Origin of the sequence: Mesorhizobium sp. 2RAF45 (assembly GCF_052115225.1) — a bacterium.
In the GTDB taxonomy this organism is placed as follows: Bacteria; Pseudomonadota; Alphaproteobacteria; order Rhizobiales; family Rhizobiaceae; genus Mesorhizobium; species Mesorhizobium jarvisii.
The window spans coordinates 879,033-903,701 of the sequence record NZ_JBFRGG010000001.1 but is presented as its reverse complement, the minus strand read 5'-3'; the positions used below and the strand labels follow the sequence as shown (position 1 = coordinate 903,701).

Annotated in this window: 24 protein-coding genes; 18 read left to right on the top strand and 6 right to left on the bottom strand. The window is 63.4% G+C overall.

From position 1 onward, the window contains the following. Positions 1 to 11: 11 nt before the first annotated feature. Positions 12 to 3,512 (bottom strand): tetratricopeptide repeat protein, encoded by a 3,501-nt coding sequence (locus tag AB4Z43_RS04385; protein WP_441936165.1) that lies wholly within the window; start codon positions 3,510 to 3,512, stop codon positions 12 to 14. Between the two features lie 279 nt (positions 3,513 to 3,791). On the opposite strand from AB4Z43_RS04385, the gene AB4Z43_RS04380 reads away from it, so the two are divergent. The 4 genes from AB4Z43_RS04380 to AB4Z43_RS04365 all read left to right on the top strand — a co-directional run bounded on the left by AB4Z43_RS04380 (position 3,792) and on the right by AB4Z43_RS04365 (position 7,000). Next, on the top strand, positions 3,792 to 4,487 hold the full coding sequence (locus tag AB4Z43_RS04380) for a methyltransferase family protein (RefSeq protein WP_441936072.1): 696 nt from the start codon (positions 3,792 to 3,794) through the stop codon (positions 4,485 to 4,487). 526 nt (positions 4,488 to 5,013) lie between these two features. Next, the gene (locus AB4Z43_RS04375; RefSeq protein ID WP_441936070.1) at positions 5,014 to 5,652 is read left to right on the top strand and encodes a hypothetical protein; all 639 of its coding nucleotides are present in this window, start codon (positions 5,014 to 5,016) and stop codon (positions 5,650 to 5,652) included. A 257-nt stretch (positions 5,653 to 5,909) separates the two neighbouring features. Next, positions 5,910 to 6,074: a DUF3309 family protein gene (locus AB4Z43_RS04370; RefSeq protein WP_064983672.1), complete on the top strand. Its 165-nt coding sequence runs from the start codon at positions 5,910 to 5,912 to the stop codon at positions 6,072 to 6,074. A gap of 440 nt (positions 6,075 to 6,514) precedes the next feature. Beyond that, complete coding sequence (locus tag AB4Z43_RS04365; RefSeq protein ID WP_441936068.1) at positions 6,515 to 7,000, top strand: pyridoxamine 5'-phosphate oxidase family protein; 486 nt, start codon at positions 6,515 to 6,517, stop codon at positions 6,998 to 7,000. A gap of 6 nt (positions 7,001 to 7,006) precedes the next feature. Here the strand turns inward: AB4Z43_RS04365 and AB4Z43_RS04360 are convergent, their stop codons facing one another. The 3 genes from AB4Z43_RS04360 to AB4Z43_RS04350 form a co-directional block, all read right to left on the bottom strand. Beyond that, on the bottom strand, positions 7,007 to 8,077 hold the full coding sequence (locus AB4Z43_RS04360; protein WP_019859268.1) for a sensor histidine kinase: 1,071 nt from the start codon (positions 8,075 to 8,077) through the stop codon (positions 7,007 to 7,009). Positions 8,078 to 8,260: 183 nt separating this feature from the next. Next, positions 8,261 to 8,548 carry a hypothetical protein gene (locus AB4Z43_RS04355; RefSeq protein ID WP_027047048.1) on the bottom strand — a complete coding sequence of 96 codons (288 nt, stop codon included), beginning with the start codon at positions 8,546 to 8,548 and terminating at the stop codon, positions 8,261 to 8,263. Positions 8,549 to 8,684: 136 nt separating this feature from the next. Then, positions 8,685 to 8,942, bottom strand: a complete 258-nt coding sequence (locus AB4Z43_RS04350) for a hypothetical protein (protein WP_441936066.1) — start codon at positions 8,940 to 8,942, stop codon at positions 8,685 to 8,687. Between the two features lie 138 nt (positions 8,943 to 9,080). Between AB4Z43_RS04350 and AB4Z43_RS04345 the strand changes: the two genes are divergently transcribed. From AB4Z43_RS04345 to AB4Z43_RS04280, 14 genes are all read left to right on the top strand, one after another. Continuing rightward, a complete protein-coding gene (locus tag AB4Z43_RS04345) occupies positions 9,081 to 9,806 on the top strand; it encodes a GntR family transcriptional regulator (protein ID WP_038647889.1) in 726 nt (241 codons plus the stop codon). A gap of 3 nt (positions 9,807 to 9,809) precedes the next feature. Beyond that, on the top strand, positions 9,810 to 10,838 hold the full coding sequence (locus AB4Z43_RS04340; protein ID WP_038647887.1) for an ADP-ribosylglycohydrolase family protein: 1,029 nt from the start codon (positions 9,810 to 9,812) through the stop codon (positions 10,836 to 10,838). Then, the gene (locus AB4Z43_RS04335; protein ID WP_441936063.1) at positions 10,835 to 11,812 is read left to right on the top strand and encodes a PfkB family carbohydrate kinase; all 978 of its coding nucleotides are present in this window, start codon (positions 10,835 to 10,837) and stop codon (positions 11,810 to 11,812) included. The genes AB4Z43_RS04340 and AB4Z43_RS04335 overlap by 4 nt, the downstream gene beginning before the upstream one ends. 39 nt (positions 11,813 to 11,851) lie before the next feature. Beyond that, the gene (locus tag AB4Z43_RS04330; protein ID WP_010910397.1) at positions 11,852 to 12,913 is read left to right on the top strand and encodes an ABC transporter substrate-binding protein; all 1,062 of its coding nucleotides are present in this window, start codon (positions 11,852 to 11,854) and stop codon (positions 12,911 to 12,913) included. A 67-nt stretch (positions 12,914 to 12,980) separates the two neighbouring features. Next, the gene (locus tag AB4Z43_RS04325; protein ID WP_010910396.1) at positions 12,981 to 13,850 is read left to right on the top strand and encodes an ABC transporter permease; all 870 of its coding nucleotides are present in this window, start codon (positions 12,981 to 12,983) and stop codon (positions 13,848 to 13,850) included. After that, positions 13,850 to 14,638, top strand: coding sequence for an ABC transporter permease (locus tag AB4Z43_RS04320; protein WP_019859259.1), 789 nt, complete (start codon positions 13,850 to 13,852; stop codon positions 14,636 to 14,638). The genes AB4Z43_RS04325 and AB4Z43_RS04320 overlap by 1 nt, the downstream gene beginning before the upstream one ends. Beyond that, a complete protein-coding gene (locus AB4Z43_RS04315; protein WP_441936060.1) occupies positions 14,638 to 15,702 on the top strand; it encodes an ABC transporter ATP-binding protein in 1,065 nt (354 codons plus the stop codon). The genes AB4Z43_RS04320 and AB4Z43_RS04315 overlap by 1 nt, the downstream gene beginning before the upstream one ends. A 225-nt stretch (positions 15,703 to 15,927) precedes the next feature. Then, a complete protein-coding gene (locus tag AB4Z43_RS04310; RefSeq protein ID WP_038647880.1) occupies positions 15,928 to 17,178 on the top strand; it encodes an aconitase X in 1,251 nt (416 codons plus the stop codon). Next, on the top strand, positions 17,175 to 17,618 hold the full coding sequence (locus AB4Z43_RS04305; protein WP_038647878.1) for an aconitase X swivel domain-containing protein: 444 nt from the start codon (positions 17,175 to 17,177) through the stop codon (positions 17,616 to 17,618). The genes AB4Z43_RS04310 and AB4Z43_RS04305 overlap by 4 nt, the downstream gene beginning before the upstream one ends. A 102-nt stretch (positions 17,619 to 17,720) precedes the next feature. Then, positions 17,721 to 18,809, top strand: coding sequence for a Gfo/Idh/MocA family protein (locus AB4Z43_RS04300; RefSeq protein WP_038652960.1), 1,089 nt, complete (start codon positions 17,721 to 17,723; stop codon positions 18,807 to 18,809). A gap of 60 nt (positions 18,810 to 18,869) precedes the next feature. Beyond that, positions 18,870 to 19,784: a sugar phosphate isomerase/epimerase family protein gene (locus AB4Z43_RS04295; RefSeq protein ID WP_441936057.1), complete on the top strand. Its 915-nt coding sequence runs from the start codon at positions 18,870 to 18,872 to the stop codon at positions 19,782 to 19,784. Between the two features lie 20 nt (positions 19,785 to 19,804). Continuing rightward, positions 19,805 to 20,896 (top strand): fatty acid desaturase family protein, encoded by a 1,092-nt coding sequence (locus AB4Z43_RS04290; protein ID WP_441936055.1) that lies wholly within the window; start codon positions 19,805 to 19,807, stop codon positions 20,894 to 20,896. Positions 20,897 to 20,925: 29 nt separating this feature from the next. Next, a complete protein-coding gene (locus AB4Z43_RS04285; protein WP_069092543.1) occupies positions 20,926 to 21,237 on the top strand; it encodes a MocE family 2Fe-2S type ferredoxin in 312 nt (103 codons plus the stop codon). A 40-nt stretch (positions 21,238 to 21,277) separates the two neighbouring features. Beyond that, positions 21,278 to 22,081, top strand: coding sequence for a 3-methyl-2-oxobutanoate hydroxymethyltransferase (locus tag AB4Z43_RS04280; RefSeq protein ID WP_441936053.1), 804 nt, complete (start codon positions 21,278 to 21,280; stop codon positions 22,079 to 22,081). On the opposite strand, the gene AB4Z43_RS04275 is transcribed toward AB4Z43_RS04280, so the two are convergent. Further along, positions 22,082 to 23,590 carry an HAL/PAL/TAL family ammonia-lyase gene (locus tag AB4Z43_RS04275; protein WP_069092541.1) on the bottom strand — a complete coding sequence of 503 codons (1,509 nt, stop codon included), beginning with the start codon at positions 23,588 to 23,590 and terminating at the stop codon, positions 22,082 to 22,084. Further along, positions 23,587 to 24,588: an ornithine cyclodeaminase family protein gene (locus AB4Z43_RS04270; RefSeq protein ID WP_038647870.1), complete on the bottom strand. Its 1,002-nt coding sequence runs from the start codon at positions 24,586 to 24,588 to the stop codon at positions 23,587 to 23,589. Before AB4Z43_RS04270 ends, AB4Z43_RS04275 begins: the two co-directional genes overlap by 4 nt. Positions 24,589 to 24,669 lie beyond the last annotated feature (81 nt).

Here is a 24,669-nt window from a genome sequence, read left to right as displayed (position 1 = left end):
GTTCTCGAACCTTACTTCGCGCCAAGGCTCAGCGCCTTCTTGCGGTCGGCCTCGGCGCGCTTGTGGTTGCCCTTGGCTTCCCACGCCTGGCTTCGCGCGTTGTAGGCGGTGGCGAAATCCGGTTGGAGCTTTATCGCGTGGCTCAAATCGGCGATGGCGCCGTCATAGTCTGCCCTGCTGGTCCGGATCACGCCTCGGCCCAAATAAGCAAAGGGGTTTCCGTGATCGAGGCTGAGTGCCTTTTCGAAATCGCGCAACGCAGCGACGTCCTCATGCCTGCCCATCCATATGAGTCCCCGATTGGCATAGACCCTTGCGTCCGAGGTGTTGAGACTGATGGCCATGTTGTAGTCCGCGAGCGCCCCGTCGTAATCGCCTTGGAAACCGAGGTTCTGGCCGCGGTCGTAATAGGTCTCGGCAAGATTCGAATTGAGCGTAATCGCCTGGCTGTAATCGGCGACCGCATGCGCGTAATCGCTCTTGGCCTCCCAGGCCACTGCTCGGGCTAGATAGGCGTCGTGGAATGCAGGAAAGAATGAAATCGCCTTGCCATACAGGGCTATGGCGCCGTCATAGTCGTCCTTGCCATACAGCGCTTGACCCTTGTTGAAGGTCTGTGCGGCCAGCGAAGTCCAACTCGGCCTGGTCGCTTGCTCGCCAGCCCGGCCAACGGCTTGGCCCGGCATGTTCGATGCGTTGGCTTCGTCCCTTGCAAGCATCGCCAATTCGCGACCCTTGCGGGCGAGGGCCATCTTTGGATCGAGCTTCAGCGCTTGGTCCAGGTCGGCAATCGCCGGGTCGTAGTCGCCCTTGGTGAACCAGACAGTGCCACGTGCAAAATAAGCCGGCGCATATTGCGGGTTGAGTTCGATCACGCGGCTGTAGTCGGCGATGGCACGATCCAGTTCGTTCTTGTTTGTCCACGCGACGGCGCGGCCGATGTAGGCGTCTGAATGGCCGGGATAGAGTTTGATCACCTCGCCGAAGTCGGTGATGGCTGCGTCGTACATGCCCTTCTCGACAAACGACAGACCGCGGCCGACATAGGTCGAGGCCTTTCTTGGATCGAGCGCAATCGCCTTGCTGTATTCGGCGATGGCGCGATCGAATTTGCCTTTGTCGTAGAAGGCGTCGCCGCGGTCGATGAAAGCCTTGAGGTCCTTTGGGGCCGAGCCTACGGCGTCCGGCGCGGCGCCACCCTCTGCCAGCGCAGCCACCGTCGCTTTGCGCGCAACCGTATAGTCTGGATTGCTAGGGCTGAGCTTTATGGCTTGATCGAAGTCGTCAATCGCCTTCGAATAGTCCTTGCCGTCGGCCCACGCCATGCCGCGCCCGTAATAGCTGGCATCATCCTTCGGATCGATCCCGATCGCCACCGAATAAGCAGCGATTGCGCTTCCTGCGTCGCCCTTGGCATGCTGAGCCATGCCTTTGCAGTAAAATGCGTCGCGCGCCTTTGGATCGAGCGCGGCGGCTCGGTCGCAATCGGCGAGAGCACCATCGATGTCCCCAAGGGTGATCTTAGCGAGGCCTCGGCGAAAATGCGCCGCGGCAAAATTGGGGGCGCGTTCGATGGCCTGGCCGTAGTCGGCGATCGCCTGCTGGTAGGCGCGTTTGGCAGCCCAGGCCTTGCCGCGGCCGAAATAGGCGAACCGGTTGTCCGGGTCGAGCGCGATCGCGTGGTTGTAGGCGCCGATGGCCTGATCGTACTTGCCCATGTCCAGGAAGGCATCGCCGCCAAGGATCGCTTCCAGGGCCCGCGGGTCGTTCGCCTCCAGGGCCTTCGCGGCCAGCGTGTCCTGCGTGGCCGTTACATCGGCAACGACGGCTCGCGGCGTCGGCTGTCGGGTGTCCGGCAATGGTGGCGGTTTGCTGTGGTTACCCGCAACCTGTTCACTGCAGCCTCCCGTCCATTTTGGATCGAGTTCGGCGGCGCGACGGCAATCCGCCGCTGCACCGACCATATCGCCCTTCAGTGTCCTGGCACCGGCCCGGCTGAAATACGCTTCGGCGCTCTCGGGATCCAGGTTGATCGCCTTGTCGAGATCGAGAAGTGCGCCTTCGATGCCATATTTTGTAAGCCGCGCCTCGGCGCGCTCGAGCAGGATTTTTGCGGCTGCCGGGTCCTTCCCTGTGGCAACCGACGGAGCTGTTTCGCCTGGGGCGTGTTCGCTGCAAGAGCCTGCGCGCTTCGGGTCGAGTTCGATGGCGCGCCGGCAGTCCGTGGCGGCAATGGCGTAATTTCCCTGGGATGCCTCGGCAAGCGCCCGGTCGTAAAAGGCCTCGGCGTTGTAAGGATCCAGCTGGATCGCAAAGCTGAATGAGTCTACCGCGCCTCTGACGTCGCCTTGCACCTGCTGCTCCAGCCCCCGTTTGAGATTCCAGGCAACGAGTTCGGAATGATCCTCTTTGGGGTATAGTTGCAGCGGCTCGTAAACCGGGGACGCGGCAGGCTTGGGTGTCTGTGGCACAGCCGGCGCCTTCGCGCCCACCGGCCCTGTGTCGCAGCCACCTGCCTTTTTCGGATCGAGCTCGATGGCCTTTCGGCAATCGGCGGCAGCGCCGGTGGCGTCGCCCCTGCGGGTGCGCACCAGGGAGCGACCGAAATAGGCCCTGGCATAGTTTGCATCAAGAGCGATCGCTCTGTCGAAATCGGCTATGGCGCGATCGTTGTTGCCCTTGCTTGCCCACGCGACGGCTCGGTAATAGTAACCGTCGATACCAGCGGCATCGAGTTCGATTGCCTTGCTGGTGTCGGAAATCGCGCGAATCCAATCGTTCTTGCCAAGCCAGGCGGCACCGCGGTTGGCATAGGCGTCGGCGTTCTTGGGATCGAGGCCCAGCGCCACGTCATAATCGGCGATGGCGGGATCGAATTCACCCTTGGCGGCGCGGGCAATGCCGCGGTTGATGTAGACGATCGCGTCCTGCGGATCGATGCGGATCGCCTCGTCATATTCGGCGACGGCGCGCACCAGGTCATTCTTCCTGTCCCAGGCGATCCCGAGGCCGGCATGCGCCTTGCCGTTGCTGGGATCGGCCTCGATCGCCTGCTGAAAATCGAGAATGGCCGCGTCGGTCTTGCCTTTGCGCAGGAAGGCAGCGCCGCGGCTGGAATAAGCATCGCTGGACGACGGCTCCAGGCTGATGGCGGCGTTGAAATCCGCGATAGCCCGGTCGTTGTCTCCCTTGTCGTACCAATCGGCTCCGCGGTTGATGTATGGCGAGCCCTGTTTTGGATCGAGCGCAATCGCCTCACTGTAGTCCGCGATCGCCCGATCTTGATCCTGCCTGTCGTCCCAGGCGACGCCTCGATAGAAGTAGGCCACGACGCGGATGCGCGTCACCTCCGTGGTGTCCTTGGCAATCGGGGTGCAGGCGGCGATGCGCTTGTCCGGCTCGATGTCCTTGCCGATGCAGGTAGCATAATCCTTCTCTGCCGCGAGCGCCGATACGTTCAGCGCAAGAACGACAGCAAGCCCAGCCAATAGCCGGCTGGGCGAAAGCTTCATCGGCACACGCAATCCGATCGCGGCTGCGGACAATCCCACACCTTTCCAGCTCGTCATATTGCTGGTCCTCCCCCGAAAAACCTTGGTCCGCCTCAGCGGTTAATCCATGTATTGTTCCTTATTTGTTCCAAAAATGCAAGCATAAATTGTAGGCCCGCGCCGACACTGCCTGAACCTGATCTCGCGCCTGACGCGAACCCGATTTGATGCCGATCCGATCTTCCCGGTTAACCGCCCGGCAATGGTTGCGTGCAATGGTCCCTTCGAGGGATCAGCGGGGTGTTTGCGTTGCTCACGTCAAAAAGTGAAGCGTTTTCGCATAGTAATGAGGGCGGATTTTTCTCCGCCGCGCGAAGGCGTGACATCCTGGTCGACCTGCGCGAAGGCTTCTTTCGCCTCTGTGCCCTGGCCTGCGCGGGGCTGTTCGTCTATCGCGGCGTGTCCCAGCTCATGGAGGACCCGACCCGGCTCAACGCCGCGCTGGTGGCGATTTCCGAGATACTCACGTTCACCTGGCTGCTTCTGTCGCGGCGTCCGGTGACGCGTGATTGGAATCCGCTTACGGTCATCGTCTCCGTGACCGCCAGTTTCGGGGTTGCGCTGATCAGCCTCCAGCCTGGCATTGCGCTTGTTCCGGTCTATTTCGCCGCGCCGCTGCAGTTCGTTGCGCTGTTGTTTGTCATCTGGGGCAAGATATCGCTTGGCCGTTCCTTTGCCATCCTGCCTGCCAATCGCGGCGTGATGACGGGCGGTGCCTACCGGATTGTGCGGCACCCGATCTATGCCGGCTACCTTGCCGGCCATGTGCTCTATCTGCTGTCGGCCTTTTCCTTCCACAACCTCGCGGTCTATGCGGTCATCACCTATATGCAGCTGTATCGTATCCTGCGCGAGGAGGCTCTGCTGGCCGCCGAGCCGGAGTATCGCGCTTACATGGAACGTGTGCGCTACAGGCTGTTCTACCGCCTATTCTGAGGGCAGACTGTCGAAAGGCCGAGTGGCGTTTGGCTTGTGGCCTGCCGCGTATGTTAATAGCTGTTCGCCGTTTCTCAGAAACGCCAACCTGCCCATCTCGTGTTTTTGGCAAGTTCCCAAGGGAAGCGCTACGCGCCTTTCCCGCGACAACCGGTTCCAGATTTCCTGGAACTGCCTCAAGCCTGTGACGGCCTGGTTTTCCAACGCCGCCCGCTGGGTTCTGCGCTGCGAGCACAACCATCGTGGCCGATGTCCAATCATCACGATATGCGCTGGGCGTCAGCAATATGGAATCGAGTTTCTTTCCGCGCGATAAAGGTATATCGACGATTATCGTTCTCGATTTGGAATATTTTTTACATATGTATTATAGTTTTATCACTCTTATAATATATGCATTTCATCAATAAATACCATCATCTGCGTAAGTATGCGCCGAATGAAACTGAATCTCACCTGCGGCGTAGCTGAATGTGCAGTCGGCTGTGCGCCGGCTGTCATAGGGCAACGACAACAGGAGAGTGTTATGGCTTTCACCATCAAGACAGTCGCCAATGTGTTGGCGGGTAGTGCAATGGTCCTCGTCCTTTCCATGCCCGCAAGCGCGGCTGGGCTCGGCGTCGGCGCCTCGGTGGGCGGCAGTGGCGGTATCAATGCCGGCGTCGGCGCCTCGGTCGGTGGTAGCGGTGGCGTCAACGCCGGCGTCGGCGCTTCTGTCGGCGGCGGCGGTGGCATCAATGCCGGGGCCGGCGTCAATGTCGGCGGCTCTAACGGCGCCAGTGCCGGGCTCGGTGCTTCCGTCGGGGGCAGCAACGGCATCAATGCCGGAGCGGGTGCCAATGTTGGCGGCACGGGCGGCGTCACCGCCGGGCTGGGCACTAACGTCGGTGGCGCTGGCGGCGTCACCGCCGGCCTCGGCGCCAATGTCGGTGGCACCAGCGGCGTCGGCGTCGGCTTGGGTATTGGTGGCGGAACCAATCCCAGCAATCCCTCGAACCCCAGCAATCCCAGCAATCCCAGCCATCCGAGCCTGCCGGGTGTCGTGGCGCAGATGTCCAGCAGCCAGGTTGCGCGCATGAAGAAGCGCTGTGTCGACGTGCTCGGCAGCGAAGGCACCTATGATCGCGACCTGCGTCAGCTTTGCCTGTTGATCGCCCGTCGCTGAAGCCAATGCTGCCAGGGATGGAGCCGTGAGGCTTGGCGCCCTGGCTTCCGGCCGGTCGGAAGCCCGCCATTCAGGCGGGCTTCCTGCGTATCGGGCCTTTCAATTCCGACCCTCTATCTATCGGGACGATCGGGTTCTTTCGTTCGCCGGTGGACATTGGGGGCGGAACGGTAAGGCGGCTCGAGCGTTCTCGTCTTCGAAACACCGTATCAGGCGGTGCTCAAACCGGCGCATCAGCGCCCAAGGGAGCGGGAAAAATGAGCTTAGGCACGATACTCATCATCATTCTTGTCATTGCGCTGCTTGGCGGCTTCAGCGGGCTCGGCGGCGGGCCGTTCTATGGAACGGGCTACTACGGCGGCGGCGGGCTCGGGCTTGTCTTGCTTATCATCATCATCCTTGTCGTGCTGGGGCGCATCTAGCTGCCTGCAAGCAGGATGATCGCAATCTCGTGACCGCGCCGGGGCCGAGGCGCACCGGATTGTGATGCAAGCAAGCCGGCTTGTGATCCGAAATTCCGCGGGACTCGCGTATGGTGATTTCGGTCCACACCCCCCGTGGAAACAAGAGGAGAGGGTCCCACCCCTTCATCCTCCTCCAAGGCCCGCCCCGGTATCCCGGAGCGGGCTTTTGCGTTGAAGCCGTGGGAACCGGCTGGCGTCGAGACAGTTGAGTTTGCGTTAGGCCCGCAACGCTCAGAACGGCACTCTGCGAAACTCGCGATGATCTTCACGTCCTGTGGCGGCTCGCGGCCATATCGAGACCTCCACAGCATAGACGCGCTGATCGGCATCGCGAAAGCAGAGGCTATCAAGGTGATACGCCACATCGATCGCGCGGCCTGAACAGGAAGAAGGATTGGATGAACATTAAGGAGATGACGCGACAGGATTGCGTCGCCCTTTTGAAGGCGCAACGCCTTGGTCGCCTAGCCTGCGTGCGTGACCATAAACCCTATGTGGTGCCGGTCCATTTCGCCTTCGGCGAGAATTCCATTTTCAGTTTCTCGCTTCCCGGCCGGAAAGTCGACTGGATGCGGACCAACCCCCATGTCTGCCTTCAGGTCGACGATGTCGGGGGTGTCGATGGCTGGAGGAGCGTCGTGGTGGAAGGCGTGTTCGAGGAATTGCCCAAAGCGCCTGATCCGGATGCCGGCTTGACGAGCGCCGAAAGGATGACCACTCCCGTCGATGGCGACCGCCAGCTTGCCTGGTCGCTTCTTGCCACGCATGCGAATTGGTGGGAGCCGGGAGCACTGAAGCCCGGCGATGCCCTGGCGCCCTCGGGCAGCCATCTCTTTTATCAGATCAGGATCGAGGCGCTGTCGGGAAGGCAGGCCTCGTGGTAACGGTTCTTACGCCGCGCGCGGCACCCGTGAGGTGAACGTTGCCCGGGTGACCGAGACGCTGGTGCCGTCGTTGTCGCCGATGACTTCCACCTTGGCCTCGAGCTGTTTCACCAGCGCCTCCACGATGGCTGTTCCAAGGCCGGTGGCCGGCACGTCGTTAGCGATCTTGCCGACGCCATTGTCCGAAACCGTCAGTTTCCAGTCACTGCCGGCGGTCTCGTAGCTCACCTGGATCCGAGCGCCGTCCTTTTCCTTGGGGAAGGCATATTTGATGGCGTTGAGCACCAGTTCGGTGACGATCAGTCCGAGGCTGACTGCCTTTTGCGAGTCCATCCTGCCGCCTTCGGTCGTTACGGTGACTTCGATCGGCTGGGCCTCGCCAACCATCGAAGTGGCGAGGCTTCCGCACAGCTTAGAAAGGTAGGAGCCAACATCGATCTCGTCGACGCCGACCGAGGTGTGGAGATGGCGCTGCACCTCGGCCACGGACAGCACGCGCTGATGGGCGTCCTTGAGGTGTTGGCGTGTCTCCTCCGACGTGACAGAGCGCGCCTTCAGCAACAGGATGCTGGCGATGATCTGCAGGCTGTTGGCAACCCGGTGCTCCATTTCGCGCAGCAGCATGTCCTTCTGCCGGAGCAGATCCTCGGTGCGGCGCAGCAGCTCTTCCTTTTCGCGCTCGATGACACGGCGGGCGGTGATGTCATTGAAGGCAAGAAGGATGGTGACGGCCGGACTGTGGTCGTAAAGCACCTTGCGGGCGTTAAGCAGCATGGTGCGGCGGCCGATCCGCGGGAAATCATGCTCGACCTCGAAACCGTCCATGGCGGTCTTCTCGGGAATGATCGTCTCCAGAAGCACGCGAAGCGCGGGAATGTCCCACTGACCGTCGCCAAGGGCGTAGAGCAGCGTACCTTGCGTCTGTGCGGGGTCGACCTCGAATGTCTTGTAGAAGGAGCGGCTGGCGGCCAGCACACGAAACCGCTCGTCAAGCACCAGGAATGGCTCGGTGATCGTGTTGACGATCGCCTGCGCCAGCGTTTGCGCATCCTCGATATTCGCAATGGGTTGAAACATGGGCAAAAGCCAGACGAGCGGCGTCCTGCCGCTCCAAGGATTGAAGCTACACCTTTGCAGGACCGTTGTCGCGAATTGAATCCGCCAGCGGCTGCGTCGCGGGCGTATCGCCGAAAGGAAAAGACGGGCACTGGGCCCGCCTTATCCAAATGGTCAATCGGGCCTGCGCCCAATCGCGGTGCGTCAGTTCGCGCCGCCGAGTTGCTTGGTCATCTTGCAGAAATTGTCGTGCGACTTGCCGATGACACTGTCGCCGCAATCCTTCGTCATCGAGGTGCGGTCTTCGTCCTTCATAGCCATCCAGGCTGCCTTGAACTCCTTCTCGGACTTCATGGTTTTCATGCCGGAGTCTGTGTAGAAGGGCGCCATCTTTGCCGGATCGTCCAGCGCGGAGGTGTGGGTGGCGGCGAGCGCCGAGCCGGTCATCATTGCAAGCGCCATCGCGCCCATGGTCAGTATCTTGAAGTTCATCTGGAAATTCCTCTCTATCGAGGTCATTGGAATAAACGACCTGCAAGTAAACGGTATCGAGAGAAAACAGTTCCTCTCTATCGGTAAATATTAAAACCAGATTTTATTTTACCGAGCCTACAGAGGGGCGTCGCCCCTACTCCATGTCGGGCACGTCGCCGCTAACAAACAGCGTGGTCGGCGGGCCGTAGTCGCCAACTGTCGGGTCGGCATCGCGGCTCCAGGCGATGACGCCGACATGTTTTGCCGCCAGAGCTCGGGCGGTGCGTATGGCGCGGTCTTCGCTCTGCTGGTCGGCAGGGCCGAAGGCTGGAAACAATTCACCGTCCTCGCCGCGGTCGAATGCGGCCACGACGATCAGCTTAGGATTCTTATGCTCTGTTGATTGGGACATGTTGCTCCTTCGACCTGGAACCTACCACACTACCGGGAACAAGGGCGGTCTGTTTGACCTGTCTCGGCATCGCATTGACAGGAGGTTTACAGCCATGTATTGAACAGGACTATACAGGTTCACTGAACAGGTATGCATATGAAGCGGCGCGCGGTTCAACTGTCTCCCGGCACGGGCAAGCCCGAGCAGATCGCGACCGTTCTGGAGCATGAAATCCGCTCCGGCGTGCTCGGCTTCGGCGACCGCCTGCAAAGCGAAAACGAACTCGTCCAGCGCTTCTCCGTCAGCCGCAATACGGTCCGCAAGGGCCTCGAGGAACTGTCCAGCCGCGGGCTGATCACCACCAAGGTCGGCATCGGCTCCTTCGTCACCTTTGACGGCAAGCCGGTCGACGACGCCATCGGTTGGTCGCGGGCGCTGGCCAATGCCGGCGCCAATGCCGAGACGAGGACGCTGCGGCTGGAGGTCATCGAAGACGCCGATCTCGCCGCCTTGCTGGAGATCGAAAGCCCGTTCTTCATCGCCGTCGACCGTGTGCGCACCAATGCCAGCGACGGCCACGCGATTTCCATCGAGCGCAGCCGCCTGCCGCTATCGCCGGAGCTTGAGGATGTGCCGCTGCGCGGCCTGCGCGAAGGCTCGCTGCACCAGACGCTGCGCGATGCCGGCCTCATCCCCGACCATGGCGAGGAATGGGTCGGCATCGAGATGCTCAATGCCGAGGATGCGGCGATCCTGGGCTGCCCGCAAGGCACGCCGTTCCTGCGCGGCCGCCGGCTGACGCGCGCGGCCGATGACCGGCCGATCGAATATGTCACCAGCCTGCTCAATCCGGCGCATTTCGCGCTGCATATGAGGTTCTGAGCGATGGCGGATAACACCATTCTCGATCGTGCCATGGGCGCGCTTGTCGGCGGGGCGCTGGGAGACGCGCTCGGCATGCCGACGCAGCTCCTGTCGCCGGCCCGCATTGCCGAGCTCTACGGTCATGTCGACGATTTCGTAGCGCCCTTCGCCGATCATCCGGTGTCGAAGGGATTGTTGGCCGGCACCATCACCGACGATACGGAACAGGCGCTGCTGCTCGGCCGCATTCTCGTCGAGTCAGGCGACCGTTTCGATCATGCACGCTGGGTCAACGCGCTGCTCGACTGGGAGCGCGAGGTCAAGGCGCGTGGCAGCTACGATCTTTTGGGGCCGTCGACCAAGCGCGCCATCGATGCCATCAACAATGGCGTGCCGGCCGAGGAAGCGGGGCGCAGTGGCGACACCAATGGGGCGGCCATGCGCATCGCGCCGGTCGGCATCATGATGCCGCTGGAGCCGCTCGACGCATTCGTCGCCAAGGTGGCCGAGACCTGCCGCGCCACGCACAACACCTCGATCGCCATAGCGTCGGCCGCAGCGGTTGCGGCCGCCGTCAGCCGCGGTGTTTCCGGCGGCGACTCGCGCGCCGCATCCGACAGTGCCGTCGCGGCGGCGAGGCGAGGGGCGACGCTTGGCCATTGGGTGACCGGCGGCGACATCGCCGCGCGTATCGTCTGGGCGCAGGATCTGGTGCGCGGCAAGGTGGCGGGGGATGCAATCCGGCTGATCACCGACCTGGTCGGCACCGGCGTCGCCAGCCAGGAATCGGTTCCGGCCGCCTTCGCCGTGCTGGAAGTCGCCGGCGGCGATCCCTGGCAAGCGGCAGTCATCAGTGCCAATCTCGGCGGCGACACCGACACGATCGGCGCCATCGCGGCCGGCATGGCCGGCGCCTGCACCGGCTTTTCGCGGTTGCCGCAGCAGCATATTGCCCGGCTTGTCGGCATCGACATGTCCGAGGTGCGCGCGCTTGCCGCCGATCTCGTGGCGGCAAGGGTGGCGAAGATCGGCAAGGATGCGGCGGCATGAGTGGGCGCCTCGTCCATATCGGCAGCGCGGTGGTCGACTATGTCTACCGCATCGACGCCTTGCCGGCGCCGGGCACGGAGAAGACGGCATCGAGCTTTGCCCGGGTCGCCGGCGGCGGCTTCAACATGATGGTCGCGGCCAGCCGCACCGGCATGACGGTGGTGTTCGGTGGGCAACTCGGCAGCGGGCCGAACGGCGATTTCCTGCGCTCCGCCTTCGCCGCCGAAGGCATCGAGACGCTGACGCCGCCATCGCCGGATATGGACAGCGGCAATTGCGTTGCCATGATCTCGAGCGATGCCGAGCGCACCTTCGTCTCCTGGCCTGGTGCGGAGAGCGTTCTCACCCTCGACATGATGGCGCCGGTATCGGTGGCGCCCGGTGATTGGGCGTTCACCTCGGGCTATACGCTGAGTTATCCCGGCAGCCGCGACGCGCTCACCGGTTGGATCGAGGCGCTGCCTGCGCAAACGCCGTTCGTCTTCGACCCAACGCCGGTCATTTCAGACATTCCGCGTCCCATCCTGTCGCGCGTGCTTTCCCGCACCACATGGCTGAGCTGCAACGCGACGGAGGCGGCCGAGATTGCCGGCCCAGGTGATGTCGAGAGCCTGGCGGCGCGGCTGCTTGCCGACTATTGCCCCCGGGCCGCCGGTGTCGTCATCCGTTCGGCCGCCAAGGGCTGCCATGTCAGGCTGGCCGACGGCACGGCGCAGACCATTGCCGGCTTCAAGGTCACGGCGGTCGACACCAACGGCGCCGGCGACAGCCATATCGGCGCTTTCGTCAGTGCGCTGGCGCGTGGTGTGCCGCCCTTCCAGGCGGCGCGCTACGCCAATGCGGCAGCCGCCATTTCGGTGACACGCCATGGCGGCTCATCGGCGCCGACCGATGAGGAAATCCAGACTTTCCTGAGCCAGGCCGCCGCGACCGGCGCGCCGGGCCAGAACCAGAAGGCCCATCAGACAGCCTGACAAGCCCCGCTAAGCGGGCAAACAAAGAGAGGAACCAACATGCGCATGCCAAGACTGACTGCTCTCTTGACGGCGACCGCCGTCTTCACCACCGCACTCACGCTGGCCGCCAGTGCCGCCGAAGTGCATGTGCTCAACTGGAAAGGCTACGGCGCCGACGAACCCTGGGCGGTCGCCGCCTTCGAGAAGGCGACCGGCAACAAGGTCGTCAACGACTTCTTCAACTCCGAACAGGAAATGCTGACCAAGATCCGGACCAATCCCGGCCTCTACGATGTGGTCATGATCAACGCCGCCTTCAACGACCAGGCGATGGCGGAAAAGCTGATCCAGCCGATCGATACCTCGAAACTGCCGAACTATGCCGACATCAGCAAGGACAAGGCCGGTTCGCCGATGCTCGACCATGACGGCAAGGTCTATGGCGTGCCATGGGTGTGGGGCCTGACGGCGCTCGCCATCAATGAAAAATCCTTCGACAAGCCGCCGACGTCGATCGCCGAAATGTGGGATCCCAAGCACAAGGGCCGCGTCGTCATTCGCGACGACGCCGTCGAGGCGGTGCAGTTCGGCGCTATCGCCACCGGCCAGAACATCAACGACATCAAGGATATGGATGCGGTCAAGACGAAGCTCACCTCGCTGATGCCGCAGATCAAGACCTTCTGGAGCTCGGAGAACGACTGGAACCAGATGGTCGCCTCCAACCAGATCGACATCGGCACCTATTGGAGCGGCTCGGCCGACCGTGCCAAGACGCATTTCAAGCTGCCGGTTTCGCTGGTCATTCCGCAGGAAGGCGCCGTCGCCTGGCTGGATGCCTTCTCCATTCCGGTCGGCTCCAAGAATGTCGAAGGCGCGCAGGCCTTCATCAACTGGATGATCGACCCGAAATTCTACGTCGAATGGGTCACCAAGGTCGGCGCGCCTGTCTCGGCAAACACCAAGGCGGTGGAGGCGCTGCCGCAGGATGCCTTCAACCGCAAGGTGATGGGCGATCCCGAGGTCGCCAAGCGCATCCAGTTCCAGGCGCCGATCACCGATGCCCAGCGCGAGGCCTATCTGGCGCTCTGGCAGCAGCTCAAGGTCGACGTGAAATAAAACGCACGTCCGGACCAGCTGGCGGTTCGCGCCGGCTGGTGCTTTCAATCCTGGGGAGGAGGGTGGCATGGCAGCACAAAGCGCGACCGCATCGCGCAGCGGGTTGAGATCGGCTCTGCCGCTGCTGGCGCCGGCCTATCTCTGGCTGACGGTGGCGATCTTCCTGCCGCTGTCGGCCATGGTCTTTTTCTCCTTCATGACCGACCTGCCGCTGTCGGGAAAGCCCTGGGCTTTCACCCTTGGCAACTACGCCGCCTTCTTCTCGCAGAGCCTTTATCTCACGCTGCTGCTCGCCTCGCTGCGGCTTGGGCTCGAAGTGACGCTGTGGTGCGTCGTCATCGGCTATCCCGCCGCTTACGTGCTGGCCAAGGTGCTGAAGGGCCGCAGCCGCGAAGCGATCTTCCTGCTGGTCATCCTGCCGTTCTGGTCGAACGGGCTGGTGCGCATCTTCTCCTGGGCGATGGTTCTGCGCGAAGGCGGCATACTCGATACGGCGCTGAACGCCGTGCTGCCGTTCAAGATCAACATCGATCTCATGTATTCCTATCCGGCCGTCATCATCGGGCTGGTGCACTCCTACGTGCCCTACATGGTGTTGACCTGTTATCTCACCTTGCAGGCGATCGACGACTCGCTGATCGAGGCCGGGCGCTCGCTCGGCGCCTCGCGGCTGCAGGTGCTGAAACGGGTGATCATCCCGCTGTCGATGCCGGGACTGGTGGCCGGTGCCGCGCTCATCTTTGTCCCCGTCGTGGGCTCGTTCATGGAGCCGCGCATCCTCGGCGGCCGCACCGGTACTTTCTACGGCACGGTCATCGAGGACCAGTTCGTCGCCGTGTTCAACTGGCCGCTGGGAGCGGCATTGTCCTTCATCCTGCTCGCCGTCGTGCTGGTCATTCTGGCGATCGCCTCGCCGGTGCTGCGGAGGGCTGCGTGATGGCGACCACCCGAATCCTCGAAGGACTTGGCCGCCTCTACATCTTCCTGCTGCTCGCCTTCCTCTATCTGCCCATCATCATAATGGCGCTGATGTCGTTCAACGTCTCGCCCTTCTACCAATTGCCGTTCGAGTGGACGACCGAATGGTATGCCTCGCTGTGGCAGAACGACCAGCTGATCGCGGCCACCTGGAACAGCCTCGAGATCGCAATCATCACCACGCTGATCAGCGTGGTGCTGGGCTCGGCGGCGTCACTGGCGCTCTACCGCTACGAATTTCGCGGCAAGAAGGTGCTGCAGGCGCTGCTCTTCCCGCCGATCGCCATTCCGTGGCTGATCACCGGCACGGCGATGCTGATCTTCTTCTTCGGCGTCGGCATCGGGCGCGGCCTGTTCGCCATCCTGCTCGGCCATGTCGCGCTGGCGCTGCCCTATGTCATCGTCGTCGTCTCGGCGCGGCTGCAGACCTTCGCGCCGGAGCTGGAAGAGGCGGCGCGCTCGCTCGGCGCCAACCAGTGGCAGGTCACAATGCGCGTGACGCTGCCGTGGATCATGCCGGGCGTCATTGCCGGCGGGCTGTTTGCGTTCGCCGTGTCGTTCGACCAGTTCGTCGTCTCCTACTTCCTGTCGACGCCCGGCCAGACGACGCTGCCGGTCGAGATCTACGCCGCGATCCGCAAGGGTTTCACGCCCGAGATCAATGCGGTCTCGACCATCATCATTGTCGTGTCGATGGCGCTGATGCTGCTGACGGCACGCTTCTTCAAATTCGGCGGAGAGAAATAATGGCCGGCGTGCAGGTATCGAATGTCTCGCGCAGCTTTGGCGCACACAAGGCGCTGGACGATGTCTCCATCGATTTCGCCGATGGCGGCTTCTACGCGCTGCTTGGGCCTTCAGGTAGCGGCAAGACCACGCTGCTGCGCCAGATCGCCGGCTTCGATTTTCCCGATACCGGCCGCATTTCCATCGGCGGCGAAAGCGTCGAGCGGGTGCCGGTCGAGAAGCGGCGTATCGGCATGGTGTTCCAGAACTACGCACTGTTTCCCAATATGAGCGTCGCCGACAATGTCGCCTTCGGCCTTTCGGTGCGCGGCGAGGCCAAGGCGATAATTGCGACAGAAGTGCAGCGCGCGCTCGATCTCGTCCAGCTCGGCAAGCTCGGTGGCCGGCGTCCGCACCAGCTCTCCGGCGGCCAGCGGCAGCGCGTGGCGCTGGCGCGCGCCATCGTCACCAAGCCGCGCGTGCTCCTGCTCGACGAGCCGCTCGGCGCGCTCGACAAGGCGCTGCGCGTCGACATGCAGATCGAGTTGAAGCGCATCCAGCGCGAGATCGGCATCACGACCATCTTCGTCACCCATGACCAGGAAGAAGCGCTGACGATGAGCGACCGCATCGGCATCCTGCGCGACGGCAGGCTTGTGCAGGAAGGGCCGCCGGAGGAAATCTACGACCGGCCGAAAAGCGAATTCGCCGCCACCTTCCTCGGCGACGCCAACATCTTTCGCGGCGATACGACCGGCAACGGCATCCGCCTGCCGGACGGCACGGCGATTGCCGCAGGTGCGGGCGCGACGCTTGCCGCCGGCGCCAAGGCGAGCTGCGCCGTACGGCCCGAGCGCATTCGGATTGCCACCGATGCCGGAGCTTCGGATGGCGATGCCAACACGCTGAAGGGGCAGGTTTCCAAGCGCATCTTCGCCGGCAACAACAGCACCTATTTCGTCGAGCGTGACGGCCAGACGCTGAAGGTCATCGTGCAGAACACCGGCGCCGACCGGCTGGCGGAGGGGCAGGACGTGGTGCTGCGCTGGTCGCCGGAGAGCACGGTGTTGATTGCGGCCAATTAGGCCTAAATGGGGGAGGCGGGCGCCCGTCACCCCCCTCTAGCCTGCCGGCCATCTCCCCCGCAAGGGGGGAGATCGGCAGCTTTGGCGCTGCTGCTCTTCCGGCAAAGCTGAAAATTTGCGAAAGCAGAGATGACGGCCAATCTCCCCCCTTGCGGGGGAGATGCCCGGCAGGGCAGAGGGGGGTGCTTCCCACCATCCTGTCAGGCATAAGCCCGGAGCATTCCGATGACGCTAGAACTGACCGCACAGGACCAATCCATGCTCGACGGCGAGCAAGGCCCGTCGGCCGCCGCCGCCATGAAAATCCTGGTCGCCTTCTCCAACGCGATCGGCGCGCGCGGCCTGCTCGACATCAGCGGCGCCCATATCGATGGCTGCCTCTATCACGGCAAGGCCGGGCTCGATTTCGTCGAACGGCTGGTCGAGGGCGGCGGGCGGGTGCAGGTGCCGACGACGCTCAATGTCGGCTCGTTCGACCTCATCCATCCCGGCATGGTGAAGATGCCGGCGTCGGAAGAGGTGCCGGCGCGGCGGCTGATGAAGGCGCATCTGGAGCTTGGCTGCCAGGCGACCTTCACTTGCGCGCCTTACCAGACGCGGTTCCGGCCTGAATTCGGCCAACAGGTCGCCTGGGGCGAATCCAACGCCATCGTCTTTGCCAATTCGGTGATCGGCGCGCGCACCAACCGCTATGGCGACTTCATCGATTTGTGCTGCGCCATGACCGGGCGCGCGCCGGCCTGGGGCCTGCATCTGAGCGAAAACCGGCGTGGCCGCATCCTGTTCGAACTGGACATCGGCGAGGCCGAACCAAACGACAGCCTGTTCGTCGGCGTCGGGCTGATCATCGGACAAGCCAGTGGCGACCGCATTCCGGTCATATCAGGCCTGCCGCAGCCGCGCGACGAGGATCAGCTGAAGGCGCTTGGCGCGGCGGCCGCGACGACCGGTGCCGTGGCACTGTTCCATGCGGTCGGCATCACACCGGAGGCCAACACACCAGACGAAGCGTTTCATGGCCACGCGCCGGATGAGACGATCCGCATCACCCCAGCAGACATCGATCATGCGCTGTCCAGATTGTCCGGAGTGGCCGACGGGGCGCCGCTCGCCGCCGTCTCGCTGGGCACGCCGCATTTCTCGCACGAGGAATGGACGCGCCTGTTGCCGATGCTGCGCGAGGCAGCGCCGGGCAGGGGCATCCCGATCTATGTCAACACCGGTCGCGCGACGCTGACGCGGCTGCAGGAGGAGGGCGCGCTGACCGGCATGGAGGCGTTCGGCCTGATCCCGGTCGCCGACACCTGCACCTATGTCACCTCCATCATCGAGCGGCTCGACGGCGTGGTGATGACCAATTCCGGCAAGTGGGCGCATTACGCGCCGGGCAATATCGGCGTGACGGTCGCCTTCGCCGAGATGGCGGATTGCATCCGCTCCGCCGCTGCCGGACATGTCGTGCGAGGTGCCTCATGACGCAACCCGTTGCAAAGGACGCCGTCGATCGGCTGGGCACTTTTCAACTCGCCGGTGAGGCCGATGGCCCGGCTTTGGTGTTCTCGCAGCCGCTCAGTTTCTGGGGCGGCATCGATGCCGAGACGGGGGAAATCATCGACCATTCGCATCCTGGGCTGGGCCAGAATGTCGCCGGCAGGATCCTGGTCATGCCAAGCGGGCGAGGCTCATCCTCCTCGTCCTCTGTCCTGGCCGAAGCGATCCGCCGGGGCACCGCGCCGGCCGGCATTCTTCTGGAGCGGCCGGACCCGATCCTGGCGGTGGGCGCCATCGTCGCCGAGTTTCTCTACGACATCCATATGCCGCTGGTGATCTGCGACATTGCAGGGATTGCTTCCGGCGACCGGATCGCCGTCCGTGTCGGTGAGCAGGGCGAGGCGGTCATCCATAAAGCCCAATAAACGCTGCCCCCGGTGATTGGTGTCGCTGATGGGAAATGATGGTGCCGGCCTTGGCTGACCGGCAAGCCCTGGCGCTATATGCTGTCCTCCAGGGAGGAATGGATGGCAGGCGCGGATTTCGAACCGGATGTGAAGGTTCGCAGCAGGGAATACCGGATCGGCTGCGTCGGTGCGGGCATGATCATGGCCGAATGCCATCTGGCCGCCTATGCGCAAGCAGGCTTCCCGGTGGTGGCGATCGCCTCGCGGACGAAGGCCAGCGCCGAGAAGGTGGCCAGGCGCTGGGATATTCCGATCGTTCACGATACGCCCGAGCGATTGATCGAGGATTCCAGGGTCGAGATCGTCGACCTTGCCTTTCCGCCCGACCAGCAGCCGGCTCTCATCCGTCACGCGCTGAAGCAGCCGCACGTCAAGGCGATCCTGGCGCAGAAGCCGCTGGCACTGTCGGTGGCGGAGGCCGTCGAGCTGCGCGACGAGGCCGCCAAGTCAGGCAAGATCCTCTCGGTCAACCAGAACATGCGCTACGACCAGTCGATGCGCGTCCTGAAGCAGATCATCGACAGCGGTGCGCTGGGCGACATCGTCTTCGCGCAGATCGACATGCATGCGATCCCGCACTGGCAGGCTTTCCTTGCCGATTACGATCGGCTGACGCTTGCCAATATGAGCGTGCATCATCTCGATGTGCTGCGCTTCCTGTTCGGCGATCCCCACGAAATCACGACGCTGACGCGCAAGGATCCGCGCACGACTTTCGACCATTCGGACGGCATCACGGTGTCGACGCTGCGCTTCCCCTCCGGGGTGCTCGCCGTTTCGCTGGAAGATGTCTGGTCCGGTCCGCGCGAGCAGGGCTATCGCGACGACCAGCACATCAACTGGCGTGTCGACGGCACCAAGGGTGTCGCCAAGGGCACGATCGGCTGGCCGACGGGCGTCGCTTCGACGCTGACCTATGCCTCGACGCAGACGACAGGCGGCGAGTGGGTGACGCCGAGTTGGGACACGATGTGGTTTCCGCATGCCTTCATCGGCGTGATGGAGCAGCTGCAATATGCGGTGAAGACCGGCACGCCACCGGCCCTCTCCGTTGCCGACAACGTCAAGACCATGGCGCTGGTCGAGGCCGGCTATCGCTCGATGGCGGAAGGCCGCACCGTCAGGCTTTCTGAAATCTCGACCAACTGAAAGTACGCCACCGCGCAATAAGCGTGGCGGCTGAATCGTTTACCGGGAGGAGCTCACATCATGATGCAGGCAGGGATCTTCACCGGCTACTTTCCCTACGAACTCGACGAGTCCGCCAAGCGCATCCGCGCGCTCGGCTTCAACACCGTACAGCTCGACCTGCATTTCCGGGATATCGATCTCACGGCCGGGCAGATCACCAGGGACAAGGCAAGGACCGTGCGCGACATGTTCCGCGATCACAATCTGCCGGTCTGCTGCATCTCCGGCTACACCAACATCATCCATCCCGACAAAGCCGAGCGTGAGAAACGCGTCGGCTATCTCAAGGAGATCATCCGCAACGCGCGCGAATTCGGTTCGCCCTACGTGATCTCGGAGACCGGGACCTACAACACCGAGTCCGACTGGGTGCATCACCCCAGGAACAAGACCGAGGAAGGTTTCGAGGAATGCCGCAAGGTGATTTCGGATCTTGCCCAGACCGCCTATGACCATGGCGCGGTCTTCCTGCTCGAAACCTACGTCAACAATGTCGTCGGCTCGGTCGAGGAGACGGTGAAGATGTTCGCGCAGGTCGACCATCCCGGCCTTGGCCTCTTGATGGACCCGACCAATTACTTCGAGGCGCACAACATCGATCGCATGGACCAGGTGCTGAACCAGGTGTTCGACACGCTGACCGACAAGATCCGGATCGCGCATGCCAAGGATGTGAAGCGCTCAGGCAGCGACAAGTCGGAAAAGCACGCCGACATCGGCGACCAGGACGCGCATGAGGGACTGACGTTCCGCGGCGTCGGCGAGATCGAATTGCCGGCTCCTGGCCTCGGCTCGCTCAACTATGATCTTTACCTGAGGCGGCTCAGCGAAAAGCACCCGAACATCCCGGTCATCATCGAGCATCTGACCGAGGATGACGTGCCGCGCGCGAAAACATTCCTCGACGGAAAATTCCGCGCCAACGGCCTCTAGGTGCCGCGCGGGAGGTGACGATGACGACGGCCAAGACGAAGCGCGATTACAGCCTGGTCGGCGAAAGCACGCGGGCCGCGATCGAGACTGGCCTGGCCTCAGCCGAGTGGTACCACACCGACGTGCCGCGCAAGGCGATGAAGGAGCTTATGCAGCGCTCGGACGGTCCGGCGATCCGCGACACCATCATCTGGCTCGCCGCCATCCTGGGCTCGGCCGCCGGCATCGTCTGGTTCTGGGGCTCGTGGTGGGTGGTGCCGTTCCTGTTCGTCTATGGCTTGCTCTACGGTTCGTCGAGCGACTCGCGCTGGCACGAATGCGGCCATGGCACGGCCTTCCGCACGCGCTGGATGAACGATGTCGTCTACCACATCGCCTCCTTTATGCTGATGCGCAATCCCGTGCAATGGCGGTGGAGTCACGCCCGCCACCACACCGACACCATTATCGTCGGCCGCGACGCCGAGATCGCGGTCATGCGCCCGCCGGACCTGTTGAAGGCGGCGCTGGCCTTCACCGGCATTCTCGATTTCCGCTATTCGCTGCCGACGCTGGTGCGCCAGGCCTTCGGCACGCTGTCGGAGGAGGAGACGAGCTACATCCCCGAGATGGAACAGCACAGGGCGGTCGTCGCCGCCCGCTGGCACATGGCCGTGTACGTTGCGACGATCGCTTTCGCGATCGCGCTGGGATCGTGGGTGCCGCTGGTGCTAGTCGGCCTGCCGCGCCTCTACGGCACCTGGCACATGGTGATGACCGGCCTGCTGCAGCATATCGGCCTGGCCGACAATGTCGTCGATCACCGGCTCAACACCCGCACCGTCTACATGAACCCGGTCAGCCGCTTCATTTACTGGAACATGAACTACCATGTCGAACATCACATGTTCCCGATGGTGCCGTATCACGCGCTGCCCAGGCTGCATGAATTGATCAAGCACGATCTGCCGGACCCGAACCCGTCAATGTGGCATGCCTATCGCGAGGTCTGGCCGGTGCTGCTCAGGCAGCTGAAATACGAGGATTATTACCTCAAGCGCGAACTGCCGCCGACGGCCAGGCCCTATCGCGGCGAGTTCCACGAGGTCGATATGTCGGCTGCGGCCGAATAGCGATCGCGAATTTTTTGCAGGAGACCGAGATGGCCTATTGGGTTGAAGCATGCGCGGTGGATGATGTCGAGGAAGAGGATGTCATCCGCTTCGACCATGGCGGCCGCACCTTCGCGATCTACCGCTCGCCCGACGACGAGTTCTTCGCCACCGACGGCCATTGCACGCATGAGAAGGCGCATCTGGCCGACGGGCTGGTGATGGACGACATCATCGAATGCCCCAAGCACAATGGCCGCTTCAACTACAAGACAGGTGCCGCCAAGGGCGCGCCGGTCTGCGTTAATCTCGTGACCTATCCGGTCAAGATCGAGGCCGGTAAGGTGATGATCCAGATTTGACGCGCGGCAACCGATCCAGCATCACAAAGGGGACGTTTTCATGAGCCGAAAGAGACCGACCGTCGCCGATCTGCGCGCGATGAAGGGCAAACGGCAGCTGACCATGCTGCGCGTGCTCAACCTGGACGAGGCGCAGGCCGCCGAGCGGGCAGGGGTCGATATCGTCTCGGTACCGCCCGAACTGGTGCTCAACCCTGAGTATCGCGATGCCGCGCCCAGCCTGTTCACCATGCCGGGCGAGAATTTCTTCGAGATCGGCACGGCGGATGATTTCCTGCGCTGGGCGTTCCGGCTCTACAAGGCGGGCGCCGACGCGGTCTATTGCAGCGCCGGCTACGCCACGATCAAGCGGATGGCGGACGATGCGATCCCCGTCATCGGCCATGTCGGCCTCATTCCGTCGCGCGCCACCTGGACCGGCGGCTTCAAGGCGGTCGGCAAGACCGCCGACACAGCCATCCAGGTTTTCGAAGCGGTGAAGCAGCTGGAGGCCGCCGGTGCTGTCGGCGCCGAGATCGAAGTGGTGCCGGTCGAGGTGGCCAAGGCGATTTCCGAGCGCACCTCGCTGATCATGCTGTCGATGGGGGCGGGCTCGGGCTGCGACGCACAGTACCTCTTCGCCGACGACATTCTCGGCCAGAACCGGGGCCACATGCCGCGCCACTCCAAGGTCTATCGCAACTTCGCCGCCGAGTATGACCGGCTGCAAGCGGAGCGGGTGGCGGCGTTCTCCGAATATGTCGCCGATGTCAACAGCGGCGCCTATCCCGAGGACGGGCACGTCGTGCACATGGACCCGGCCGAGCTCAGCCTGTTCATGAAAAGGGTAGACGCGAAGAGCTGATTATTCGGTTTCTTTGCTGACCGCCGCAGCGCCTCGCCACGCTCCATCGGCGAGCATGGCGTGGAGCACCTCGGCGTCGGTCCCCAGCGGCCGGTCGTCTTTCAGCATCGATACATGCGCGCGCACCGCCGCATAGATCGCGCCAGTGCGCGGCGCCAGCGTCAATCCCTCACGCAGGTCGACGGCCTGGGCGGCGGCCATCAATTCGAAGGCGATCAGCCGCCGCCACAGCGCGATCATTCCGGCGCATTTCGAAACGGCGAGGGGCGACTGGGTCGCGTGGTCCTCGACGCCTTCCGAAACGGGCAGGAAGTCGAGCATCACCGGATTGGCCTTGTGGCGGATGGCAGCCAGGATCGATGTCGCCGTCTTCTGCAGCGGCACAAAACCGGCCGAGGCGCCGCCGATCGGCGACAGATATTTGGTCAGGCCGTTGCGGCCTGAACCGGTGAGCTGGATGAAGCGGGCGACGCTCGCGGCGGCGCATTGCGCGATGGCCAGGCCGAGCGTCTCGAAGGCAAGCGAGAGTGCGGCCGTGTGGAAATTGCCGGTCGACATCACCAGTTCGTCGTCGCCGATCACCAGCGGGTTGTCGGCGGCGGCGTTCAGTTCGATCTCGACAGCACTCTTTGCCTGGCCGATCGCCTCGATCAGCGCGCCGTGGATCGACGGCATGCAGCGGATCGACAGGGGATCCTGAATGGTGGTGGGCGCCGGCATCTCGTCGCGGGCGAGAAGGTCGTGCAAGGCCTTCGCCGCCTCCTGCTGTCCGGCAGCCGGCCGCGCCATCTGCAGGCGTGGATCGAGGATGGTGCGGTTGGCGCCAAAACCTTCCATGGTCAGCGCGCCGGCCTGCTGCTGCTGGGCGAGCGCCGACAGCGCATCCGTGATCGCGAGGGCGCCGCTGCCGGCGGAGACCGCCGAGGCGTTGATCAGCGACAGTCCGTCCTTGGGAGCCAGGCTGATCGGCGCGAGGCGGGCCATCATCAGCGCCTTGGTCGCCGGCATGCGCCGGCCCTGATAGTCGGCTTCGCCTTCGCCGATCAGCAGGCGGGCAAGCGCGGTCATCAGCACGAGGTCGCCGGCGCCGATCGAGCCGAGCGACGGCATCACCGGATGGACGCCGGCATTGAGCGCGTCGACCAGAGCGACGAAGACCATGGGCGACAGGCCGGAGCCGCCGGCCGACAGCATCGAGGCGCGGGCGACCATCGTGGCCCGCACGGCCTCGACCGGTAGAGTTTCGCCGACCGCGCCGCTGCGGCCCTGCAGCAACTGGCGCTGGAAGGCGCTGGCGTCGCCTTCGACGGAGGTGCCAAGATTGGCGCCAAGCCCGGTGTTCAGGCCGTAGATCTGCTGGCCTGAGGCGGCGGCCTGGTCGAGCACTTTTCGCGCCTTGTCCAGCTTGCCGATGACATCGGGTCCGATCTCCACCTTGCGCGCCTGGCGGGCGACGGTGGCGACATCACCGACACTGACGCCGGCTCCGGCTAGGACGAGCGCGCTCATGCGAAACGCAGCCTCTGGCCGATGCCTTTTTCTCCTGCCTTGGCGAGCATCGCCTTGCCCAGCGCAATGTCGGAGAGCGACAGGCCGCGATGCCAGAACAGGATGGTCTCGTCGTCGCTCTGCCTGCCTGGCTTGAGGCCGGCGGCGATCTGGCCGAGCTCGGCATGCAGCGTCTTTTCGCTGAGCCGTCCGGTCTCGACATGGGCGCGCAGCGAGCCGAACTTGCCGCCCTTGCATTGGCCCCAGTCGTCGACGACCATCTTCTGCATGATGTCGGTCAGCGACAGCTCCACCGCGCTCATCGTGCCATAGGGCACGACCAGCGCGCCGGGCTTGATCCATTCGGTCTTGAGCAGCGGCTGCGGCTCCGGCAGCCGTGAGGCCTCGACGACGATGTCGGCGCCTTCGACGCAGCTTTTCCAGTCGGCTACGGCCGTGACTGTCTTGCCGAGATCGGCGGAGAGTTTTGCGGCAAAACCGTCGCGGCTTTCCGGTCGGCGCGAATGGACGCGGATCTCGTCGAAATCGAAGAGATGGTCGAGCAGCCGCACATTCCAATAGGCAGTGCCGCGCGCGCCGATATGGGCGAGCACCTTCGAATTCTTGCGCGCCAGATGCTTGGCGCCGATCGCGGTGAGCGCACCAGTGCGCATGTCTGTGATGACGGTGGCGTCGAGAATGGCGCGCGGCGTGCCGGTGCGCGGATCGAACAGATTGAGGATGCCGAATTCCGAGGGCAGGCCGTGCAGATAGTTGTCGACATAGTCGCCGACGATTTTCACGCCCGCCGTGTCGAGCGGCGCCACATACCCGCGCAAGACGTTGAAATGGCCGTGGAAGGATGGATCCGGTTCAAGATGGACGCGCGGCTCGATCACTGTCTGGCCCTTGCCCTGGGCGACCAAGCCCGCCTCGACGGCGGCGATGATTTCGCCATCGGTCATGGCGAGCGCTTCGATGTCGAGGGCATTGAGATAGTCGATATAGATCGGCTTCATTTTATGCGCGCACTTTCCTCGATCACCCCGTTCATCCCATAGCAGGCCGCGGCGCGACACGAAAGTTTGTTGCGCTGTGTC